This is a genomic window from Borreliella mayonii, assembly GCF_001945665.1.
Lineage (GTDB): Bacteria > Spirochaetota > Spirochaetia > Borreliales > Borreliaceae > Borreliella > Borreliella mayonii.
Genome location: NZ_CP015795.1, coordinates 33,416 through 53,359 on the forward strand (window position 1 = coordinate 33,416; position 19,944 = coordinate 53,359).

Annotated in this window: 22 protein-coding genes and 1 pseudogene; 12 read left to right on the top strand and 11 right to left on the bottom strand. The window is 26.9% G+C overall.

The window, feature by feature from the left end; translation table 11 throughout:
• Positions 1–8: 8 nt before the first annotated feature.
• The 9 genes and pseudogenes from Bmayo_RS06395 (at position 9) to Bmayo_RS07390 (ending at position 5,112) form a co-directional block, all read left to right on the top strand.
• Positions 9–1,058 carry a hypothetical protein gene (locus tag Bmayo_RS06395; RefSeq protein WP_235633224.1) on the top strand — a complete coding sequence of 350 codons (1,050 nt, stop codon included), beginning with the start codon at positions 9–11 and terminating at the stop codon, positions 1,056–1,058.
• Complete coding sequence (locus tag Bmayo_RS07380; RefSeq protein WP_235633502.1) at positions 1,039–1,200, top strand: hypothetical protein; 162 nt, start codon at positions 1,039–1,041, stop codon at positions 1,198–1,200. Before Bmayo_RS06395 ends, Bmayo_RS07380 begins: the two co-directional genes overlap by 20 nt.
• A gap of 215 nt (positions 1,201–1,415) precedes the next feature.
• Positions 1,416–1,978: pseudogene (locus Bmayo_RS06400) on the top strand (DUF792 family protein).
• 37 nt (positions 1,979–2,015) lie between these two features.
• Positions 2,016–2,855, top strand: a complete 840-nt coding sequence (locus Bmayo_RS06405; RefSeq protein ID WP_075552774.1) for a hypothetical protein — start codon at positions 2,016–2,018, stop codon at positions 2,853–2,855.
• An 83-nt stretch (positions 2,856–2,938) separates the two neighbouring features.
• The gene (locus Bmayo_RS06410) at positions 2,939–3,214 is read left to right on the top strand and encodes a hypothetical protein (RefSeq protein WP_075552775.1); all 276 of its coding nucleotides are present in this window, start codon (positions 2,939–2,941) and stop codon (positions 3,212–3,214) included.
• A 34-nt stretch (positions 3,215–3,248) separates the two neighbouring features.
• Complete coding sequence (locus Bmayo_RS06415; protein WP_075552791.1) at positions 3,249–3,515, top strand: hypothetical protein; 267 nt, start codon at positions 3,249–3,251, stop codon at positions 3,513–3,515.
• Between the two features lie 101 nt (positions 3,516–3,616).
• Positions 3,617–4,480 (top strand): DUF693 family protein, encoded by an 864-nt coding sequence (locus Bmayo_RS06420; protein ID WP_235633225.1) that lies wholly within the window; start codon positions 3,617–3,619, stop codon positions 4,478–4,480.
• Between the two features lie 63 nt (positions 4,481–4,543).
• Positions 4,544–4,903, top strand: a complete 360-nt coding sequence (locus tag Bmayo_RS07385; protein WP_235633226.1) for a DUF777 family protein — start codon at positions 4,544–4,546, stop codon at positions 4,901–4,903.
• Positions 4,904–4,968: 65 nt separating this feature from the next.
• Positions 4,969–5,112: a hypothetical protein gene (locus Bmayo_RS07390; RefSeq protein WP_235633503.1), complete on the top strand. Its 144-nt coding sequence runs from the start codon at positions 4,969–4,971 to the stop codon at positions 5,110–5,112.
• 45 nt (positions 5,113–5,157) lie between these two features.
• On the opposite strand, the gene Bmayo_RS06430 is transcribed toward Bmayo_RS07390, so the two are convergent.
• The 4 genes from Bmayo_RS06430 to Bmayo_RS06445 form a co-directional block, all read right to left on the bottom strand.
• Positions 5,158–6,387: a hypothetical protein gene (locus Bmayo_RS06430; protein WP_075552776.1), complete on the bottom strand. Its 1,230-nt coding sequence runs from the start codon at positions 6,385–6,387 to the stop codon at positions 5,158–5,160.
• Between the two features lie 472 nt (positions 6,388–6,859).
• Positions 6,860–7,087 (bottom strand): hypothetical protein, encoded by a 228-nt coding sequence (locus Bmayo_RS06435; protein ID WP_075552777.1) that lies wholly within the window; start codon positions 7,085–7,087, stop codon positions 6,860–6,862.
• Positions 7,088–7,185: 98 nt separating this feature from the next.
• The gene (locus Bmayo_RS06440; protein WP_075552778.1) at positions 7,186–7,929 is read right to left on the bottom strand and encodes a hypothetical protein; all 744 of its coding nucleotides are present in this window, start codon (positions 7,927–7,929) and stop codon (positions 7,186–7,188) included.
• Positions 7,930–8,279: 350 nt separating this feature from the next.
• Entirely contained in the window at positions 8,280–8,903 is a 624-nt protein-coding gene (locus tag Bmayo_RS06445; RefSeq protein WP_075552779.1) for a hypothetical protein, read from the bottom strand.
• A gap of 244 nt (positions 8,904–9,147) precedes the next feature.
• On the opposite strand from Bmayo_RS06445, the gene Bmayo_RS06450 reads away from it, so the two are divergent.
• On the top strand, positions 9,148–9,330 hold the full coding sequence (locus Bmayo_RS06450) for an Lp6.6 family lipoprotein (protein WP_075552780.1): 183 nt from the start codon (positions 9,148–9,150) through the stop codon (positions 9,328–9,330).
• Between the two features lie 167 nt (positions 9,331–9,497).
• On the opposite strand, the gene Bmayo_RS06455 is transcribed toward Bmayo_RS06450, so the two are convergent.
• The 7 genes from Bmayo_RS06455 to Bmayo_RS06485 all read right to left on the bottom strand — a co-directional run bounded on the left by Bmayo_RS06455 (position 9,498) and on the right by Bmayo_RS06485 (position 17,446).
• The gene (locus tag Bmayo_RS06455; RefSeq protein WP_075552781.1) at positions 9,498–10,475 is read right to left on the bottom strand and encodes a complement regulator-acquiring protein; all 978 of its coding nucleotides are present in this window, start codon (positions 10,473–10,475) and stop codon (positions 9,498–9,500) included.
• Between the two features lie 166 nt (positions 10,476–10,641).
• Complete coding sequence (locus Bmayo_RS06460) at positions 10,642–11,505, bottom strand: complement regulator-acquiring protein (RefSeq protein ID WP_075552782.1); 864 nt, start codon at positions 11,503–11,505, stop codon at positions 10,642–10,644.
• A 169-nt stretch (positions 11,506–11,674) separates the two neighbouring features.
• Positions 11,675–12,862 carry a complement regulator-acquiring protein gene (locus tag Bmayo_RS06465; protein WP_075552783.1) on the bottom strand — a complete coding sequence of 396 codons (1,188 nt, stop codon included), beginning with the start codon at positions 12,860–12,862 and terminating at the stop codon, positions 11,675–11,677.
• Between the two features lie 448 nt (positions 12,863–13,310).
• Positions 13,311–14,087, bottom strand: coding sequence for a complement regulator-acquiring protein (locus Bmayo_RS06470; RefSeq protein WP_075552784.1), 777 nt, complete (start codon positions 14,085–14,087; stop codon positions 13,311–13,313).
• A gap of 231 nt (positions 14,088–14,318) precedes the next feature.
• Positions 14,319–15,209, bottom strand: coding sequence for a complement regulator-acquiring protein (locus Bmayo_RS06840; RefSeq protein ID WP_075552785.1), 891 nt, complete (start codon positions 15,207–15,209; stop codon positions 14,319–14,321).
• Positions 15,210–15,445: 236 nt separating this feature from the next.
• Positions 15,446–16,372 carry a complement regulator-acquiring protein gene (locus Bmayo_RS06845; protein ID WP_235633228.1) on the bottom strand — a complete coding sequence of 309 codons (927 nt, stop codon included), beginning with the start codon at positions 16,370–16,372 and terminating at the stop codon, positions 15,446–15,448.
• 210 nt (positions 16,373–16,582) lie between these two features.
• A complete protein-coding gene (locus tag Bmayo_RS06485; RefSeq protein ID WP_075552792.1) occupies positions 16,583–17,446 on the bottom strand; it encodes a complement regulator-acquiring protein in 864 nt (287 codons plus the stop codon).
• A gap of 514 nt (positions 17,447–17,960) precedes the next feature.
• On the opposite strand from Bmayo_RS06485, the gene Bmayo_RS06490 reads away from it, so the two are divergent.
• Both Bmayo_RS06490 and thyX read left to right on the top strand, forming a co-directional pair.
• Positions 17,961–18,782, top strand: coding sequence for an OMS28 family porin (locus Bmayo_RS06490; RefSeq protein ID WP_075552787.1), 822 nt, complete (start codon positions 17,961–17,963; stop codon positions 18,780–18,782).
• 201 nt (positions 18,783–18,983) lie between these two features.
• Positions 18,984–19,784: an FAD-dependent thymidylate synthase gene (thyX, locus tag Bmayo_RS06495; protein ID WP_075552788.1), complete on the top strand. Its 801-nt coding sequence runs from the start codon at positions 18,984–18,986 to the stop codon at positions 19,782–19,784.
• Positions 19,785–19,944 lie beyond the last annotated feature (160 nt).

Below are 19,944 nucleotides of genomic sequence, written 5' to 3' on the forward strand. Positions count from 1 at the left end.
AGGTTTTTATGTACGAAGAAAACAATAATGATAAATTCACAATTACATTAGAAGGTATTCTTGACAAAAATGCCACAAAGAGTAATTTAAAAAAAGAGTTTTTAAGTCTAAAAAGGGAAAATTTTTTCAGTCAGATTCTTGGTGGTTTGAGTGGGAAAAGTAGTAAAGATTTTTTATCCTCAAGTTTTGAAAGGCTTAAAGGTCTTAAAACTCCCAAAAGTGACAATCTGCAAAAATCAGCAAGCTTTAGGTCTTTGAATGTTTTGGGCAAAGATAATTCTTTTAAGGATTTTCTAAGCTATGATTCTCATAAAAACAACCCAAAGAGTGTTTTAAAAGATTTGGATTTGGATTTCAATTTTGACTTGAAAGATAAAATCGGCTTGCCCACCAGGCACTTAAATGAGAAAAAAAGCAATCTTAGTTCTTATTTAAAGCCAGGAGTAGATAAATTAGATCCTTTCTCTAGCCAGTATTCATATTTTAAAACTGAAAATATTAAAAATACTTTTAAGCAAAGTTTTATTAATAATTCCGATAAATATCAAAATAATGTCCCAAAAGACTTTAGATTAAATTCTAATTTTGCCAAAATTTTCCCTTTTAAAGATGATTTGCAAGAACCATTAGGCTTGAAAAACAAAAACAGTCAGATTGTTTGGGAAAATTTGATGACTTTTAGAAATCTTTTTAAAGCCTCAAGTCCTGTTGATTTTTTTAATATAAAAAATGGTTTTAATGATTCAAATTTGTCTTTAAAGGAATTTAAAAATTTAAAAGACACAAAGACTCAGCTAAGTCTTGAAAATTTGGTTTACAGAGATTCTCAAAAAGAAAGTGCAAATAAAATTCTAAAAAGCAATAGATCTTTTGAAACAGAGCTTGAGAGAAATGATTTTTTAAGAAAACTTTATGTTCTTCAAAGTTCCCAAAATCCAAATTCAAGTTCAAATGATTTCTCTTTTATGGTTGAGCTTGCACAGAAATTAAAAAACGACGGACATGCAAAAAATGATTCAAAAGCCATTAGCCTGGTAAGTGATTTTTTTAAAGGGTGAGAATAATTTAGAAAAAGTTTTAAGTTTTAAAATGCCAACAATTTCTTTAAAAAATCCAAATGGGGAGCCTGAATTTTTAAACAGCAAAGTAATAAGCAGTGCCTTTGAGCCTGAATTAGGCCCACTCTTAGAAAAACTTTAGAACTTTTAGAATGGGCTAAAAATTACGATTTTACTAGTAGTGTACTGGACCCTTTAAGAAATACTTTTTCAAATCTTGCCAGTATTTTAGCACAAGCGTTTGAAAGCTTACCTTTGGTTGAGTACATGACAAATATGTTAAATAGTAGTGATGAATTTAATTCAAGAGGAATTGATGATGATTCTAGAATGCCTTAAGTATGAAAGAGGTTTTAAGTGATTAAAGAGCAAGCCAGTAGGTTAATAAAAGAGATTGTAAATCAGATCTCAAGTTTAGCAAGCATTTCTAATTTTGTTTTACTGTTCCCAAGGCTTGATTTTAAAGACCTTGGGTACATTCCCCAACTGTTTTTTATTTTTGTAAAGCACGATCTAATAGAAGAAAATCTCTCAAGTGTAATCTCAGACCATGCAGTAATTGATTTTACAAATACAAAAAGCGAATATGTGAACTTCAACATTACTCCAAGGCCTGAGATTGTAACAATTAATAAAGGAATTTTGTCATCTATTTATGACCAAACTTTGCTAAGAGTGTTAAGAGAAACTCCTTTTATGAACAGTGCTTTAGAGTTTAATAGCAATTTTATAAAATGCAGTTTAGGCAAAGGTTTAACCTAGGGGTTTATTACAGTATGTACAGCCCTTCAGTAGGATTTCACGAGGTGGTAAGCATTAGTTCATTAAAGCTTAAAGACACAGTTTATCTAGAAGAGGTGGAAATTAGCTTTCAAGTAAAAATTTGCAAAACGTTTAATATTTTAACCTATAAAGGTTAAAATATTAATTACAAACCTAGATATTAGGAGAATATTAATGAGACAATTTAAGCTTATTTTAATATTTTTTTTATTTATTGTTTCAACAACATATTCAAGTGTGGCAAGACCATTTGATTTTAAAAAATGGAATTTTAAAAAAGACATAGATTTAGCTTATGTATTAATGCATGACATTGACAATGGGGTTTTAACCAAATCTCAAGATAAAGCTGGCAGCATCAAAAGTCAAGAAATACTTGCTAAACTTAATGCACTGAGTGTTTATTCTAATAGTTTGCAAAAAACAATAAAAACAAGACTTTTTAGAGATAGATTTCAAAAAGAGGTGGAATTGCCACTACTTAAGATCTTTAGAAAATATAAATATTTAACAAGAAATTACAAAAATAAAAGCCTTATTGAAAATCCGGAATATACAAAACTTATTGCAGAGAGAATTATTAAAAAAGTTCTTTTTCTGGAAAACTATTTTCAATCTAGGCTTAAGAATGTAAAATCTCGTGAAAATGTTAAAAAAAGAATAGTTGAGAATCAGGACAACTTAAAGCTTTTAAAGGGTAAAACTAATAGATTTGTTGGCTTAAAGCATTCAAGCTTTAAACCTTCTAAAAGATCACAAGTTGTAAAAAAATGTAACAAAAGACGAATCTTAAACAAGGATGATCTTAGCCGTTCAGAAGACGAGTTTTTAAATGAGCTAGAAAGCAAGGATCCAGACGAGCTAGAAAGTGAGGACCCAGACGAGCTAGAAAGCGAGGACCCAGATGAGCTAGAAAGCGAGGACCCAGATGAGCTAGAAAGCGAAGTTGTTGCGCTTAATGAAAGCCAAGATGAAGATGAGTTTTTTGATTCTTTTAAAGATCAGTTTAACTAAATTTTAAATTTGAATATTTTTTTGATTTACTTTAAAAGCTTTTAAGTTTTTAAGCCAGAATAATTTTTATTTGGAGAATATTAATGAGACAATTAATTTTCATTTCTTTTTTGTTTTTAAGCTTGAATTTGTATTCTTATGATCTTCAAGATGATGAAGAGATTGCAGTCAAGTTCTTATACGAAGAAGTAAAAATTAGTGGCAATTTAACCGAAGATCATGCTGTTACTTCTGTTGAAAGGTTAATACAGAATGTAATTAATAAAATAGGATCTGAGAATATTTTAAACATTGAGCATAATATAACTTTTAATGGTTTGTCTGTAATGGTGATCTATAAAGTTAAAAAGCAGAGTTAGTAAAGTATTTGCTTAAGGTAAGTTGGTAGCATTTGTGAGAAAAGTTTTTACAATTTTTATTTTATTTTTTTGTTTATTTTTTAATTTGCATTCTTATTCTGTTGGGAATAATGCAGGGATTAAGGTTAAAATTTTTAATTTTAAACTAAATCAGCAGAGATCTTTTGAGGAATTGGAGAGAGATTTAAGACTTTTTATTCAAAAGATAGGTTTGAAAAATGTGTTAGACATTAATCATAAGATTTTGTTCACTGGGGTAGAGGTTGTAGTGATGGTGATTTATAAATCAAATCAAGAGTAGAAAATTAAATTTTGCTTTTAGGCTAATTTGTTAATCAGTTTGTTAATTAACTTTTAAGCCTATAAGCTTGTTAATTTAAAAAAGGAGTTTTATTTAAAAAAATGTTAATATTTCAATACGATTTTAAAATTGAGTTTTACAATGCAGTTAATTCTAAGAATAGCATTGGCGGGAGACTTGCAGGTTTAAGGCCTAGAGTTGTTATTGTCACTCAAAATGGTGCTCCTGATTTGAATATTTTTATTCAAAATACATATTCTGAGAATAATTTAATAATTGGCAAAAAGACTAAACTTCAAATTTTTAATGTACCTTTAGATTTTTCTTATTTTAAGACCGCAGATATTGTAAAAATTTATTATAAGAAGTTTTCAGATCAGCAAGATTACCAGTTTATTATGGCCGGGTATTTGGGAGCGCCTGTTGAGAGAATTGGTAGGTCTGAAAATTTTAGTTTTGAGTGTGAATTGCATCTTTTGTCCAGAGCTATCTTTTTAGAGAGAAAATTTGAGTATCAAAATTTCAAAGGTAGCACTATTGCTGATGCAATAAAATATGTGTTTAAGGACAAAGCAATCTTTTGTATGAATAAACTTGAAAAAATAAAAGTGATCAAAGAGAGCTTTGCTTGCAACTCGCCAAAAGGATTAATAGAATACTTAAGGCGACAAGGATACGTTGACTGTGTTATTGTTGAGATTGGAAATTCCGGGCAAGATGTTGATTCGAAATTTATTTTTATGAATTTTGGACAATTTGTTTCTGGTGATTACAAAAGGCTTGAAGATTATGGACTTTTGTTTGTGCCTCAAAAGGATGCTTTAGGTTTTAAGTCTGGGTTAAGCTTGTATCAAGCGCAAGTTATGTTTACTCACAACATTAAAATTGGAGACAATCTAAGCTTTAAAGACAGGCATGGAAATACCATTAAATGTAGGGTTATAAAAACACCAGCGCCAGATTAAGCAGTACTAGAGATTGTGTTTTAAATCTTGAGCTTTACTCAGAGAATAAAAAAGGAATGCATTATGCAGAATAATGATTTTCGCTTAGGGCCAAGTAGCTTAAAGAGTTCTTCTGTTGGTGCGTTAAAGCAGTTTCTTTTTGAAAATGTTTTTATTTGTAGAATAGGTGTTATTAAAAGCTTTGACTATGAATCTCAAACGGGTGTTGTTACTATTAAAGAGTACGAAGGGCTAGAGATTAGCGCTTGCAGTATATCTAACTTTAATCTTGATTTAGCAGAAGAAGATGAGGTGGTTTTACTTCAAAGTAATTTTAATATTTTCCAAGAAAGTGACAATAATCATTTTGATAAAAATTATTATTACATTCTAAGTGTTTTTAATCCTAAAAAATTGGCATTAAGCTTGATCAGTTTAAATTGAGCTTGCAAAAGTTTGATACACAAAGTGAGAATATAAAATTTAAAGCTAAAAAATTGATTATTGATGTGGATAATATTGAAATTAAAGGCAATTTAAAGATTAATGGAACTAAATTTGAAAATCATATGCACAGTTCTGGTACTCTAGCTTATGTTAATAGTAGTGGTGCGCCAACAACTACAACTGGAAAAACAGGCCCGATTGCTTGAGTAGTTTTTTGCTTTTTCTTAGTGTAGGCTTGTTGTTGCTAAGGGTTATTGATGATTATTTTCTACCAATAAGATTAAGTTTATTACTTGGTTTGCAAACTCTTTTGTTGCTTTACTTATTTTGTTGATGTTGTTGGTTGTTAATTTGGGTTCAGCTTTTAGTTGTTCTTTTGCGTTTTTATATTCATTTTTTACTTTAGTAAATTTTTCAGCTAAAACTTTATACTCTTGAGCTACTAATTTGTTGTAAAGTTTTGGGTTTGGATGAAATTTTGAGCCTAAGTCCCAGTCTATTTGGCTGTAGTTTTCTTTTTCTCCCCATTTCTTAGCAGCATTTATGACTTCTTTTATTGTGCTTGTTCCTAGGGGATCTTTAGTGTCTTCAAAAACAAGCTCACTTTTTTTTAGTGCTTCGAGTAATTCATTTTTTGTTATTTCTATATTCTTTGTATTAACATTATTAATTTTGCTCTCAATTAAGCTTTTTTTTGTGTTTAGAGAATTTTCTTGGTTATTTGATAAATTCTCAAGTTCCTTAAGGTCTTTAGATGTTTCTAAATTTTTTATTGCATTTAGTGCTTTATCTAGAGATTCTCTAACTTGTTTTGCGTATTCTTTTGTTATGAAGTTGTCATCTGTGCTCAAGTGAGCGTTGTGTTTTTGGAATTGATTTTGTAGATTTTGTGTAAGGGTTTTTGTATTTTCATTAAAAGTGTCATTTTCTTCTTTTTGATCAAAAATTTTGTCTTTGTCATTATTAATTCCTTTTTCTTCAATTGGGGTAAGTATTGCTTCGTTGGTGGTTCTTGAAATTTTAAATTCTATTATAGTTGGATTTAGAGATTTTTTCATATTTTTATCTAATTCTTGTCCTGCGATTTCATCAGAAGCTCCGATTAACAATAATTTTTCTTGTATTTTTGCAATTTCTTCTTCTGATTTTGCCATATTTGCTTCTTCTAGTTCTTCTAGGGGTATTAAGCTTTCGCTGTCAAATTCAGATTTTAGAGAATTATCTTGTTTCCCAGGCTCTATTTTTTCAATTTCCAAAATAGGAGGGGTGTTTTGATTTATTTTTGATTCAAGTTCTTTTTTAAGCCTAGAGTCTGATTCAAGCAGTAAGCTGTTCTTAATAACTTCTGAAATATTTTTTAATTTATATTCGCTTAAGGCTTTGTTTTTATTATTTGTATCCATATTTGCATTACAGCTAATAATCAGTAGCAATGGTGCAAATATTGAAATTTTTAAAGCTTTTCTAAGCTTGCCTTTCAAAGCCTTATGCTCCTTTTAAAACAAGAATATTGAAAAACATTATACCACATTTTTTGAATTTTGATTTTATTTTAAACATAAAAATCCCCTATTAAGGGGATTTAAGGGGGTATCATAGATTTTGTATTATTGTTTTTAAATTTTTATTTTTGCTGTTTTGTATAAATTGAAATTTAATAATTTGCAATGCGTTGCCTTTGGTTTATTTGTAATTTAGTGTTGAAGCGGTGGTGCTGTTTTTAAATTTTCTAAATTTCTCAGCACCATTCTTCTTTATTTTATCTTTATACAAAGGATTTGCTTTGTACTAAGTGTACAGCATACTTTAAATTTTTCAGATTTATTAATAAAGGAGAACATCGGGTGAAATGCGATGTTCCTTTGAATATATTAATATATTGAAATGTAGGCTTATAATTTTAACTATTTAGCTAATAAAATGTTTCCAAAATGTTGAAATGATTTAATTATTCTACTTAATCTCTTCATTTTGATCTTCATCATTTTCTTCTTCAAGGTCGTTGTCAGTATTTTCTTCTACTGTGGATTTTGATTGCAAATTTTTCTTTTCATCTTTTTTTTCTTGTTCTAATTCTTTGTGTATATTATTAAGAATAGAATCTATTAAAATCCCACGACCAATTGCGCTGCAAGACATAATAAATACTGAAAATGAAACAAATATTATTTTTTTAACCATTTAATCATTCCTTTAACCTAAGCAATTTAAGTATAATTATATACCATTAAATTATATTAATCAATTAAATGTAATTTATTTAAAGCTTGATTTAAGCTTTAAATAAATTCTTTTTGAATTACTGATTTTAGATTATTTATGTCTGTTAGTATGTCTAAAATTTGAATGAAATTTTTATTCATTTTAAAGATTTGATTGTGGGGTAGTAAGTCTAATTCTATTGTTTTTTGGCTAACAGTCACTTTGTTGTAATCTATTGAATGATAATCTTTTTTGTTTTTTATTTGAAATCTATAGATAGGATTTAAGTATTTTTCACTCACGTTCTGTTTGATCATGTCTTTAAGGTCTAGTAAAACATAATTTTTAGGTTTTTGATTGTCGTTTGGGGGATTGAGCATAATATTAATAATATTATTATTTTGATTTTTAAGGTTTAAAACAAATAATAAATCTTGATCTTGGAAAAAATTCTCAATATTTTCAATCTCTTTTAGATTTTTTAAATTTGAGTTTTTTTTGTTTTTAAAGTCTAATAATTTTTTATTTATTAATATGCTTAAAGATTCTACTTTTCCTTGCGCAAGTAAGATCTTATCTTCTGTTTGTTGAAATTCTTTTTCTCTGCTGATTTTAAAATCAAGTGTGAATGTTTGAATAGGATAAGGTTGCTTGTAGTAGTCCTGAATGCTTGTTGGGGTTTGATTTGATTGTCTTATTTCTATTGTTTGAATTGATACTACAGGGATTATTTTTGCTGCAGGTTTTTGTTTTTTATTTATAAGTAAAGAGCAAGACAAGATCAAAATTTCTAGTAATATTAAAATTACCTTTTTGTTCATTTATTTCTCCTTATCCTTTTTGATTTGTTTATTATATACTATTAACAATTATTAATAAGCTTTTTTAAGGTTTTTTAATTAAAATTCTTAAAAAAATATCAAAAATTAATTTTTATAAAAAGAAGTTCTCTAATGCAATAAAAGAACTTCTTTGGAGGTAGTTAAAAAGTAGTATTATTTTCTATTGCTAGGCTACCGGCTTTGAGTATGTAGCTACTCTTAAAGTATAGCTCATATTTTAAAATATGAATTTTTGTTTGTTTTTAAAATTTATACAAAGAGGACTCGCATTGAGAACCTCTTTGAAACGTGTGTGGGAAGTGTTTAAAATTTAATTTTAATAAATAAAATTATTTAATGAATTCTTTTAGATTTGAAGCATTAGTTAATATTTTTAGTGTATCGTAAATGTTTTGACTTACTTTAATATAATATTTTTTATTAGAATAAGGAGAGTAAATAAGTTTAATTTTATTTAGGCTTTTTTGAAATTTGGCAAAGCTTAGATATTTCCAGCTATAATTGGTTGATACGTAAAATGAGCTTCCAAATTGCAGATTGCCATCTTTTTCTTTGCTTAGAATTGCTTTGTTGATGCTTAAAAAACTGTGATAATGAAACAAGGGCATTAAATTTATTTCTTTTTTTTGTTTATCTTCGAAATTTAAACAACATCTTATGTAGTTGTTTTCATAAAAATAATTAAAATCTTTGTGATTTTTTAATTGGAGCAGGTTTTTCAAGCCTTTTTTATCCATGTTGTTTTTTTCAGCCAATATGCTAATTGATTTTAGTTTGCCTTTTGTGAGTGTAATTTTATCGTATTGGTCTAAATATTGTGCTTCTGATTTTATTTCAATTGTTGAATTTGAATCTAAATTGTAAGTTCTAATATAAAATTCTGTACAAAGAATAGGATTTAAAGGCTTTAAATATTGACTTTTGTAAATTAGATTATTTTTAACTGCACCCATATTTATCTTTTGTAATATTAAATTTATTTAAATTCTTTTTAAAAATACTCAAAGTTGTGTACATATAAATATTTTATTATTCCTAATTCCAAATTTATTTATATATTATCATTTTATACAGATTTTATCAATAGTTTGTGAACTATTTAATACTTTTTTTATTTTAAATAAATAATCAATTAATATTGATTATTTTAAGATTATATTTTAATATAATCTTAATTCTAAAAAAGGAGAATAAATAATGACAAAATTAATGTACGCTATATTTTTAAGTGCAATATTATTTGTTGCTTGCGAAACTACAAGAATTTCAGATGAGATGGAAGAAAATACTAGTAGTGAAGGTTCAAAAGTTACAGCTCCAATGTCAGACAAAAATATGAAACCAATGAAACATCCTATGATGAAGCCAATGAAAAAGTAATAAGGTTTACTTTTAGATAATTTAAATACAACACTAATAACTATTTAAAAAACTTTTTTGATAAATTTTATTAAAAAAGTTTTTAATTTTCAATAATATTAAAATTAAATATAAAAAAGGGGAGAGAGGCTTTAAACCCCTTTCCCCTTTTAAACTTAAAACCAATATTACTGAATTGGAGCAAGAATGCTAGCAGTTGTGTTTACTAAATTCAAAATTGTGTCGTGAATGTCTGCAAATTGAGCTCTTGAATTTTTTAATCTTAAAGTATCATTTAATTTTGAAACATTAGTTTGTAAGTCGGGATTAGCGTTGTACTCATTAATAAGGTCATCTGTGTCTTTTAGCCATTTTTCTTTAAGTGTTGTAAGTTTTTCAAAGTTGTAGTAGAGTGTTTTTAAATTAGGTTTGTTTAGCTGTTGTAGCTTGTCTTTTACATTTAGTATTTTTGCACTGATTTCTTCCATTGCTAATTGAATGCTAAATCCTCTGTTTACAAGGGTTTCTTTAACTAAGTTTCTGTAGTTTGAGTCTTTGCTGAGTTTTGATAAAATTTTTCCAAGATCTAAAATTTTTCCTTCGTTGAAGTTTAAAGATGTGTAAAGCATTCTTCTTTCACTTGTATATTCGTTTTCGTCAAAATGTACAGTTGAGTTTGCATTGAAAAATATTTTGCTAAATATTTCTGCTTTCATCCCAAATTGATCATCAGGTTCGCCCTTGTAAGAATCAATCTCGCCTATTTGAATAATATTCTCAGATCTATCTGATATTTTTTGTATTAGCTCTGCAACCTCAGGATCTAATATTTGTTTTGGAGCATTATTAGCACCAGCATTAGGATTGGCATTATTCTGTTGATGAAAAGCTGCTGAATTTGGTTTGTTTTTAATCTTGCTAGCTGCGATTTTTGGTGGATTTTTTAAAGTATTAATGGCAACAAGCAGATTGTCTATTTTTGATTTACCATTTTTAGATACTTTTTTAATTTTTGATGAATTATTTTCGTTTTTTGTTATTTTTGTCTTTTCTTTTTTGTGCTGTTTATTTTCATGATTATCTTTGACCTCTAACGAGCAAGAAAGCAAAATTAACACAGTTAATGTATGCAATAAAAATATTGCGATTAATTTATTATTTTTCAAAATGTTATCCTTCAATAAAAATTTTAAGTAATTTGCATTAATTAATAATTTTAATTACCCAATTAATAACTTTAATTCAAAATTGTTATTGTACAAGAAGAATTCGAAAAAAAAGAGAGCAAAAGCTCTCTTTGGGTGCAAGGTTCTATTTTTTATTGATAATTTTTTAATTATTATTAAATTTAAATAATTCGTCTAAGTGAATTAATGTTTGCTCGGATTTCAAGCAAAGAGAAATCATCTTGTCTTTATATAGTTGATCGACGTGGTCGTTTAGCTTTTCTGTATTGTATTGTAGCTCTAAGGTAGCATTTGAACTTTTAATCAATGTTTCTATTGTGCTAAGCCATTCTTTTTTTATTAAGGTTAAATCAACAATTAAAGTATAAATTTCTTCTAAAGTATTTTTATTAAAAGTATTTTCTTTTAGCCTGTCCATGTTAATTGCTAAATCTTCAAGCGCAACCTCAAATCCTTGTTGAATTCGTATGCCCCCTGATATTTTTTTTATTGTATCATGGGCTTTTGGGTCTTTGTAAAGCTTGTTTACAATCTCTGCTAAATTGAAAATATCAGTAGTGTTATAGCTTAGTGATGAATAAAATTGTCTTCTCATTTTTTGAGATTCTTCAAGGTTTGAGTTCATTTTTTCTTTGAGCTTTGTGCCATTTTTGGGATCTGTTTTGTAAACATTGATTAGTTCAAACATGCTATTTTTTAATCCAAATTGGCTAGATATTTCTGTTTGAAGTTTTTCTTTTTTTATTATTGCCATTTCTCTTGCTAAAATCTCAAAGAGCTTGTCAATTAGACTCGTTTCTTTTTTATTTGAAACTTTTAATTCTTTTGTTGATCTTTGATGTTCTTGCGTTTTTGTATCTTTTTTTGTGTCTTTTTGAAGATTTAATTCATCGTATTTTGTTTCTGTAAAACTTGCCACTTTGCTCTTGTTGTCTTTATTGTTTAGATTGCAAGAAAAAAGTGCCATTATTCCCAATGTTATTAATATTGATAATTTTGTTTTATTCAAAATTTAGTCCTTTAATAAAAATTTTAATTAATTTTAATTATTTAAAATCAATACTTAATGATTTAAATTTAGTTCAAATTTGAAATTGAACAATAAAAAAAGAAGAGAACTGGTCTCCTCTTTTGATTAAATAGTTGTAAAATAGTTTATTTTCGTTTTTTTAAATAAACTATTTGAGTTCTGTTATTCTAATGTATGTGTCAAGAACAGATTGGCGAGCATTTTGCATGTTGTCTAGATATCTGTTTTGAATGTACTCTGCTAAAAAGTTTGAATCTCTTAAGTTTGAGTTAGCGTTTGCATCAGCAATAAGCGCATCAACTTGACTTGACCATTCTTTTCTTTCATCTAATATTTGATTTAGCTTTGATTTAAGATCTTTTAGCTTGTTTGTGAAATCAAAGCTGTTAATTTTAGTGTTTAAGTAATTCTGGTTAAAGATTTCAATTTTTTTATCTATTTCTTCTAGTGCAAGCTCAAAAGAAATTTGTATTCCAAGTCCTGATATTATTAATGATTTGATTAATCCGTGATTTTGATTCTCTTTGTAAAGAGTTTCCATTATTGATCCAAATTGTTCGATTTTGTGTTGATCAAAATCCATAATTGCATAGAATTTATTTCTTTCATTTTCTGCTTCTTGTGTGTTGGAGTTAAGCTGCGGTGCGTAACTTCTGTCGTAAACTTGCGCATTTGAAATAACATCTAGTAGATCAAATGCAGAATCTTTCATTTTAAATTGATCGTAAGTTTCTCTAAGTCCAAAGTTGTTTTGTGTTTTATTTCTCTCTTCAGAAATTGTTCTAATAAGCTCATTTTTTAATGTTTGCAATTTACTGATCCTGCCAGAAGATGTTTGCGTTTGTACAACGCTTGAATTTGGTTGACTAAAGTTGTAATTTAAGTTAAATGTTGGAAGTCCATTGCTTTTTGTGTTAAAAGTGTTTGTACTCTTAGGTGCATTTGTAACTGCTTGAATAGTTGATATTTGTTTTGGAGCTAGTGCAACTCTTGTTGCTGATGTTTGATTGTTTTTATTTGGTAGATTTGATAAATCTGCTTTAAAATTTAAAGCTTGTATTTGTGGATTTTGTGCTGCTTGTGGTTGATTTTGCAACCCTTTATTTGCTGCTGCTTTTGATTGTTTTTGCAGCTCTGCTGCTACTTTATCAGCTATTGGTAAATTTTGTTTATCATTTGAGCTTGTATCAACATTTGCTGTTTCTTGATTGTCTTTTACGCTATTAAGCATTCCTTTTACTTTGTTTTTATAATCTTCATTTAGATTAGCATCAATTGTACAGGAAAATAAAAACAACGTCATGAGTTTTACATGTAATAATGATTTAATTTTCAAAATATTATTCCTCGATTTCTTTTTAATGAATTTTAATAATCAAAATTAATTAAAAATTAAAATTAATTATTAATTATTAAAAACTTAGTTCAAATTGAAGAATAATCAATAAATATAAATATAAAAGAGCAAAAACTTTGCTCTTTTATATTTATATTTATTGATTATTCTTCAATTTCTATCATTAAATCGTAAATTTAGTCTGAGTCTGGCTTAATATATTTTTATATGTTGTTCTCAGATAAGCTTCTAATTTTTTAATATTGTTTTAAAGGTTTTTATTGTCATTGTAAGCGACAACATCTTTTCTTTTATTTTTTTTATAAAAATTGAAAGACATTTTTTTAGTTTGGATTTATTTGGATTTGGATTATGAGCGTAAAAAAAAAAGAGAAGAATTAACTTCTCTTTTTAAAAATATCAAGTGCAACATATTATTTTTCTTGTATTAGTAAAAGATGGGTTTTAAAGAATCAGAGTATTTGTAATATTTATTCACGTGTTCTGCTAGTATTCCTATATCATTTTTAATGTTTTGAGCATTTTGGCTGTAAGCTTCAAGAGTTTCGTTTAAGGTTTTTTTAAACCTTTCTTTTAGTTGTAAGTTAGATTTTGCTCGCATTAGCAACGATTCGGATTTTTCTTGGTCTAGATTGTCTACTCCATTTTGTATTGTTTCGAAATTATCATCTATTTTGAATTGAATGCTCCATGATAGATTAGCTAATCTTCCAGCTATGTATTGGTGTTCGGGATTATTTTTAAGTGTTTCAAGAATTTCTTTTAATGTCTCTATTTTTTCTTTTTTGTAATTTAAAGATGAATAAATTATTCTTTTCATTTTCATTTGTTGATTTTCCTCGATAATATCGTAGGGACCAACTTTAAAAGTGCCTAGGAAATCAAATTTTTCATCAACAATTTTAGCTATTTGTATATTTTCTTCTTTTCTTTGATCTTCTAGATTCTTGCCAATTACTTTTAATTCTTTTATTGTAGCTTCTAGAAGTTTCTGATTATAAGATCTTGGGTTTTCGGATTCATTTTCAAAATTTTGGGTATTTTTTTCCAGATTGGTGTTTTTTTTCGTATTGATGTTGTTTTTTGGCTTAATGTTTCCATTTGCTTTTGGATCAATTGGATTAGCAGTGCATGAAATGCAAATCAAAGCTAATATCGCTGTAATAATGTTAAGCCTAATTACATCTAGTTTAAATTTTGTCAAAATACTCTCCTTATAAATTAGAACTAATATTAATTAATTCTAATACAAAATAATAATATAACTATATTGCAACAATTGTCAAATAACAATATTATTATTTAATATTTAAATAATAATATTGTTATTTCTAGTTTAGATTTACTTGGATTTAGATTATGAGCGTAAAAAAAAGAGAAGTTAATTCTTCTCTTTCCCAAAATATCAAGTGCAATATATTATTTTTTGTTTAGATTATTTTGCCTTTAATTCATTTAATTTGTTTTGTTTAGATTCAGTACTGTGAGTAGAGTAATCAAATATTTGGTAATTTTTAGTTATGTGGCTTATTATGTAATCTTTCTTTACATTGTCTTTAATTTTTTTCATGTCTGAGTCAATAAAATGATATTCTTTAATTTTTGGGTGAACTTCGTTAACGGTTTTTTCCAAAGTTTCTTTAAACTTTTCTTTTAGTGTTAAGTCAAACTCTACATGTATTAGTAGTTCTTGTAATTCTTTTAAGTTAAGAGTGTTTAATTTATCTTCTTGTTTTATTAATTCTAAATAGTAGTCTAGGTGTTCTTGAATGTCTAGTGTTGCGTAAAGTAGTGATATAGCTATATTTTCGTGCTCATCTTTTCCTTTAAGTGTTTCAAGAATTTCTTTTAATTTATTTATTTTGTCTGTTTCGTAATTTAAAGAAGAATAAATCATTCTTTCTATTTGTAGTTTTTCATTTTTTTGAATTTCTTCACTTACTACAGTAAATTTAGTTTCTGGGTCTTTTTCAGGCTCTTCAATTTTTTCATCTTTTTTATTTTTCCCATAATACATAGGGTAGATTTTAAGAGTATCTACCAAATTAGTTTCAGTAAGGTTAGGTATTTTTTCAACTTCTTGTTTTTTTTGAGCTTCCAGTTTTTTGCCAAATTCTTTTAATTTTGCGATTGCATCTTTTCGATGTTTTTGATTTAAAGAATTAAGATCTCCAGATGCATTTTCAGAATTTTCGGTGTTTTCTTTTGAATTTGCGTTTTCATTTACTTTTGGATCAATTGGATTAGCAGTGCATGAAATGCAAATCAAAGCTAATATCGCTGTAATAATATTAAGCCTAATTACATCTAGTTTAAATTTTGTCAAAATACTCTCCTTATAAATTAGAACTAATATTAATTAATTCTAATACAAAATAATAATATAACTATATTGCAACAATTGTCAAATAACAATATTATTATTTAATATTTAAATAATAATATTGTTATTTTTAGTTTAGATTTACTTGGATTTAGATTATGAGCGTAAAAAAAAGAGAAGAATTAACTTCTCTTTTTTTCTTGGAAAAAAATTTCAAGTGCAATAATTATTATTTTTCTTTAAATTATTGCTTTTAATTCATTTAATTTGTTTTGTTTAAATTCAATACTTTGAGTAGAATGATTAAATATTTGGTAATTTTCAGTTATGTGGCTTATTATGTAATCTTTCTTTACAGCATCTTCAATTTCTGTAATTTTTGAATTATCCAGAAGACCTCTAATTTTTTGTTCTAAGTAATAATCTTTGATTTCTTGAATTGTTTTAGAAACTTCATTAACAGTTTTTGCCAAAGTTTTTTTAAACTTTTCTTTTAGTGTTAAATCAAACTCTACATTTATTAGTAGTTCTTGTAATTCTTTTTCGCTTAGAGTGTTTAAGTTATCTTGTTTTATTAATTCTAAATAGTCGTCTAGTTGCTCTTGAATGTCTAGTGTTGTGTAAAGTAGTGATATAGCTATATTTTCGTGCTCATCTTTTCCTTTAAGTGTTTCAAGAATTTCTTTTAATTTATTTATTTTGTCTGTTTCGTAATTTAAAGATGAATAAATCATTCTTTCTATTTGTAGTTTTTCATTTTTTTGAATTTCTTCACTTACTACAGTAAATTTAGTTTCTGAGTCTTTTTCAGGCTCTTCAGCTTTTTCATCTTTTTTATTTTTCCCATAATACATAGGATAGATTCCAAGATTATCTATTAAATTAACCCCAGTAAGTTTAGCTATTTCTGCATTTTCTTCATTTTTTTGAGCTTCCATTTTCTTGCCAAGTGCTTTTAATTTTGAGATTGTAGTTTCTTCTTGAGATTTCTGTTTTAAAGGCTCCAGGTCTCCAGATTCATTTTCAAAATTCTCTGTATTTTCTTTTATATCGGTTCGGCTGTTGACTTTGGAGCCAATTGGATTAACAGCACATGAAATGCAAATTAAAGTTAATATTGCTGCAATGATATTAAGTTTGATTTTATTTAGTTTATTTTTTGCCAAAATAATCTCCTTATACATATTCATAAGTTAAAATTAATGTTTGTTGATTTTAATACAAAATAATATACTGTATTGTAAGATTTGCTTAATAACAATATTATTATTTAATATTAAAAAATTAAATTTTTATTTTATGTTTTTAATATTTTAAGTTTCTTTTAATATTTTTAACCTCCTTTAATTCATACACCACCACACATACACCACCAATTAGTAGTGTATGTGGTCACAACAGGTTTTTAGCGGTGCTTCAATGTTTGTTAAAATTTGCATACTTTCATTTGAGTTTAATTTATATTGGTGTCTGGCCCTTATTACTTCTCCTAGAATTTTTCCATCAGCTTTGCATCCCGCTATGTTTTTGTCATATTCGTCAATAATGTTGTCTACGGCTTTTATCCATGAATTTCTTTCTTGTATTAGTTTTTCAAAATTTTCTTGAATTTCTTTTACTGTTTTTGTTCTATAATTGAATATTAGGCGTCTTTGCTCGTTTTTAGTTAAAAGATTAACGGTGTTTTCAAATGCTTCTTGGATTTTAAATCCTGTCCAAAAAATTGAACCAATAAGTTCGTAATGGTAGCCATTTGAGCTTGATGTTTGTGCGAGTATTGTTGCTAATTTTTTGATTTTATTTTCATCATAATTTAAAGATGAGTAAAATAATCTTCTAAACCGATTGTCTTTTAACATGAAATCAATATACATGTCTTGATTTTCTGGGAATGTGGTTTTGTTTACTCCAAATTTATCAATAGGTTCGATTTTTTGAATATCTGTATTTATGTTTTGAGCAAACATTTCGATATTTGGTCCTATTTTGTTAATTAATTTTTCATTCTCATCAAATTCTTGTGCAATTTTTTTAATTATTTCTTCTTTTTCATTTTTCAAGAGCTGGCTTTGTTGTAAGTTTTGAATATTTTTCTTAATTCCAGAGTTTTTAACTTCAATAGGGTTTGTTTGTAATTCTCTTGTTGCTTCTGTGTTGTTTGATTTAGAATAAAAAGAGCATGAGAACAGTAAAGTTACTTGAAACAGTTTCAATATTTTCCAAATTGTGTTTTTTTTCAAAACGTAATCCTTAAAAAAATAATCATTAGTTTTATTTGGCAAGCTCAATATTTTTGATTTCTAATATAAATGTAATTCAATTTCTTTAATTTTCAATGTTTGTTTTATTATTAAAATAATTTTTTAATAAATTAATCGTTTTAAATATTTTTAAAAGCTTGAAATGTTTCATTTGGTTTTTTAGCCTGTTAGTAATGTATTTGATATTGAGGTTATACTTTCTAGGTTATATTAATTTTAAAAATTTTTACCGTCAGGCTTGTTTTTGCTGATGATTGAAGTATATTTTTCATGTGTTATTTTATAATAATAAATCTAACTATTATAAAATAACACCGTTCTCCCCATTTTAATGTAAAATCCGAGTGTTTAATATTTATTAAAAGCCTTTAGTTTTAAAAGGTATTCTTAATTAAAAAAGTTAATTATATGTTTTTATATAAATATGTATTGATTCTAATTTAGTTATGTTTTAAAATAATAAAAATAAATGTTTAAATAAGGAGAATTAACAATGACTAAAATATTTAGTAATTTAATAATTAATGGATTATTGTTTGGATTTGTAAATTTAAATGTGTTTGCAGATTCTAACAATGTAAATATTCTTAAGTCTCAATCCAATGTTTCAGAACAGCCAGATCAAAAAGATGACGAAAAATTAGATCAAAAAGATGGCGAAAAATTAGATCAAAAAGATGGCGAAAAATTAGATCAAAAAGATCAGGTTAATCAAGCTCTAGATACTATTAATAAAGTAGCAGAAGATGTTTCTAATAAATTAGAGGTAGTTAGAGAATCATCTCTTGAGTTAGTAGAATCAAATGATGCAGAGATGGTTAAAAAGTTTTTGGGTTCAATATCTTTGATCTCAGATGTTGCTAAAGGGGCTGTTGTTGCATCACAAGAAGCAACGCTTGTGGCAAAGTGTTCAGGAATGGTTGCTGAGGATGCAAATAAGGTTGTTGAAATGTCTAAAAAAGCTGTTCAAGAAACCCAAAAAGCTGTTTCTGTTGCTAGTGAAGCAACATTTTTAATAGAAAAGCAAATAATGTCAAATAAATCTCCAAATAATAAAGAATTGGAGCTAACAAAAGAAGAATTTGCTAAAGTAGAGCAAGTTAAAGAAATTTTAATAGCTTCTGAAAGGGCTTTGGATGAAACAGTTCAAGAGGCCCAAAAAGTTTTAAATATGGTTAATGGTTTAAATCCGTCAAATAAGGATCAAGCAGTAGCAAAAAAAGATGTTACAAATGCTATTTCTAATGTTGTTAAGGTAGCTCAAGGCGCAAGAGATCTTGCAAAAGTAATGACTATTTCTTTATATATGAGATAGTTAGATTATAAAGATTTATAAATAATTAGAGGTTAAAGCAAAAAGGTTTGAAGCTAATTATATTAGTTTCTGCCTTTTTTTATTTTGCTAAGATCAATATTAACTCCCTATTAAGGCTGTTCTTGTGATATAATATTTTCATTCTGAATATTTACATTTTTAAAAAGTTAATAAATTTGTTTTAAGTAAGGAGAGCAATTTTTGAATAAAGAATATAAAATTTTGGATAATGGATTTTTAAAGCTTATTGATTTTATGGGAGATGATAAGAGAATAGTTAAGGCTGCAAGAATTTCTTATCGAGGAGAGAGTGTTAAAAGAAGAGATGAAGAACTTATTGACTATTTAATAAGAAATGGGCACACAAGCCCATTGGAGCAGGTAGTTTTTACATTTCATGTTAAAGCCCCAATATTTATTGCAAGGCAATGGATGAGGCATAGAACGGCAAGGATCAATGAAGTTTCTGGATGCTACAGCTTAGCAAGAGATGAATTTTATGTTCCTTTAGAAGAAGACCTAAAGTGTCAAATTTCTAGTAATAAATCTAACAGAGAGTTTAATTCTTTGGAAAAAGGTTTATCAGACAAAATAAAGCATCATCAAAAACATTCTTATGAGCTTTATCAAGATATGATCAATTCTAATATCCCAAAAGAACTCTCAAGAATAGTTTTGCCCTTAAGTTTATATACTGAATGGTATTGGCAAATTGATTTAAATAATCTTTTTCATTTTATTAAATTGCGATTAGCTTTAGACAGTCCAAAAGAAATTAAAGAGAATTCACCAAAAGAAATGCGAGAATATGCTAAAGCATTGATAAGCATAGTAAAAGAAATTGTACCCATCGCTTTTAGTAGTTTTGAAAATCATTTTTTAAGAGGAAAGAGATTTTCTCGTGAAGAGATAATAGCAATTGTTAATGCTTTGGATTTAAATAAGCTTAGTATGGATGCTAAAAAATTAGATTTATTGAAAGATAAGCTAAGAATTGATTGATTTTTATGCGGTTATTACCTTTTGTTATAAAAATTTAGATTTACGTCCAAAAATTAATTTTTCAGCCGAAAATGTAATTTTAAAAAGATAATAAGGATAACATTTAATTATAAAGAGTATTAAAATAAGAGTTTATTAGTATACTAATAAACTCTTATTA

Excerpts from the sequence above, each read along its gene's own strand:
- Bmayo_RS06395 (WP_235633224.1), top strand. The coding sequence starts at position 9 with ATGTACGAAGAAAACAATAATGATAAATTCACAATTACATTAGAAGGT.
- Bmayo_RS06405 (WP_075552774.1), top strand. The coding sequence starts at position 2,016 with ATGAGACAATTTAAGCTTATTTTAATATTTTTTTTATTTATTGTTTCA.
- Bmayo_RS06410 (WP_075552775.1), top strand. The coding sequence starts at position 2,939 with ATGAGACAATTAATTTTCATTTCTTTTTTGTTTTTAAGCTTGAATTTG.
- Bmayo_RS06420 (WP_235633225.1), top strand. The coding sequence starts at position 3,617 with ATGTTAATATTTCAATACGATTTTAAAATTGAGTTTTACAATGCAGTT.
- Bmayo_RS07385 (WP_235633226.1), top strand. The coding sequence starts at position 4,544 with ATGCAGAATAATGATTTTCGCTTAGGGCCAAGTAGCTTAAAGAGTTCT.
- Bmayo_RS06435 (WP_075552777.1), bottom strand. The coding sequence starts at position 7,087 with ATGGTTAAAAAAATAATATTTGTTTCATTTTCAGTATTTATTATGTCT.
- Bmayo_RS06440 (WP_075552778.1), bottom strand. The coding sequence starts at position 7,929 with ATGAACAAAAAGGTAATTTTAATATTACTAGAAATTTTGATCTTGTCT.
- Bmayo_RS06445 (WP_075552779.1), bottom strand. The coding sequence starts at position 8,903 with ATGGGTGCAGTTAAAAATAATCTAATTTACAAAAGTCAATATTTAAAG.
- Bmayo_RS06450 (WP_075552780.1), top strand. The coding sequence starts at position 9,148 with ATGACAAAATTAATGTACGCTATATTTTTAAGTGCAATATTATTTGTT.
- Bmayo_RS06490 (WP_075552787.1), top strand. The coding sequence starts at position 17,961 with ATGACTAAAATATTTAGTAATTTAATAATTAATGGATTATTGTTTGGA.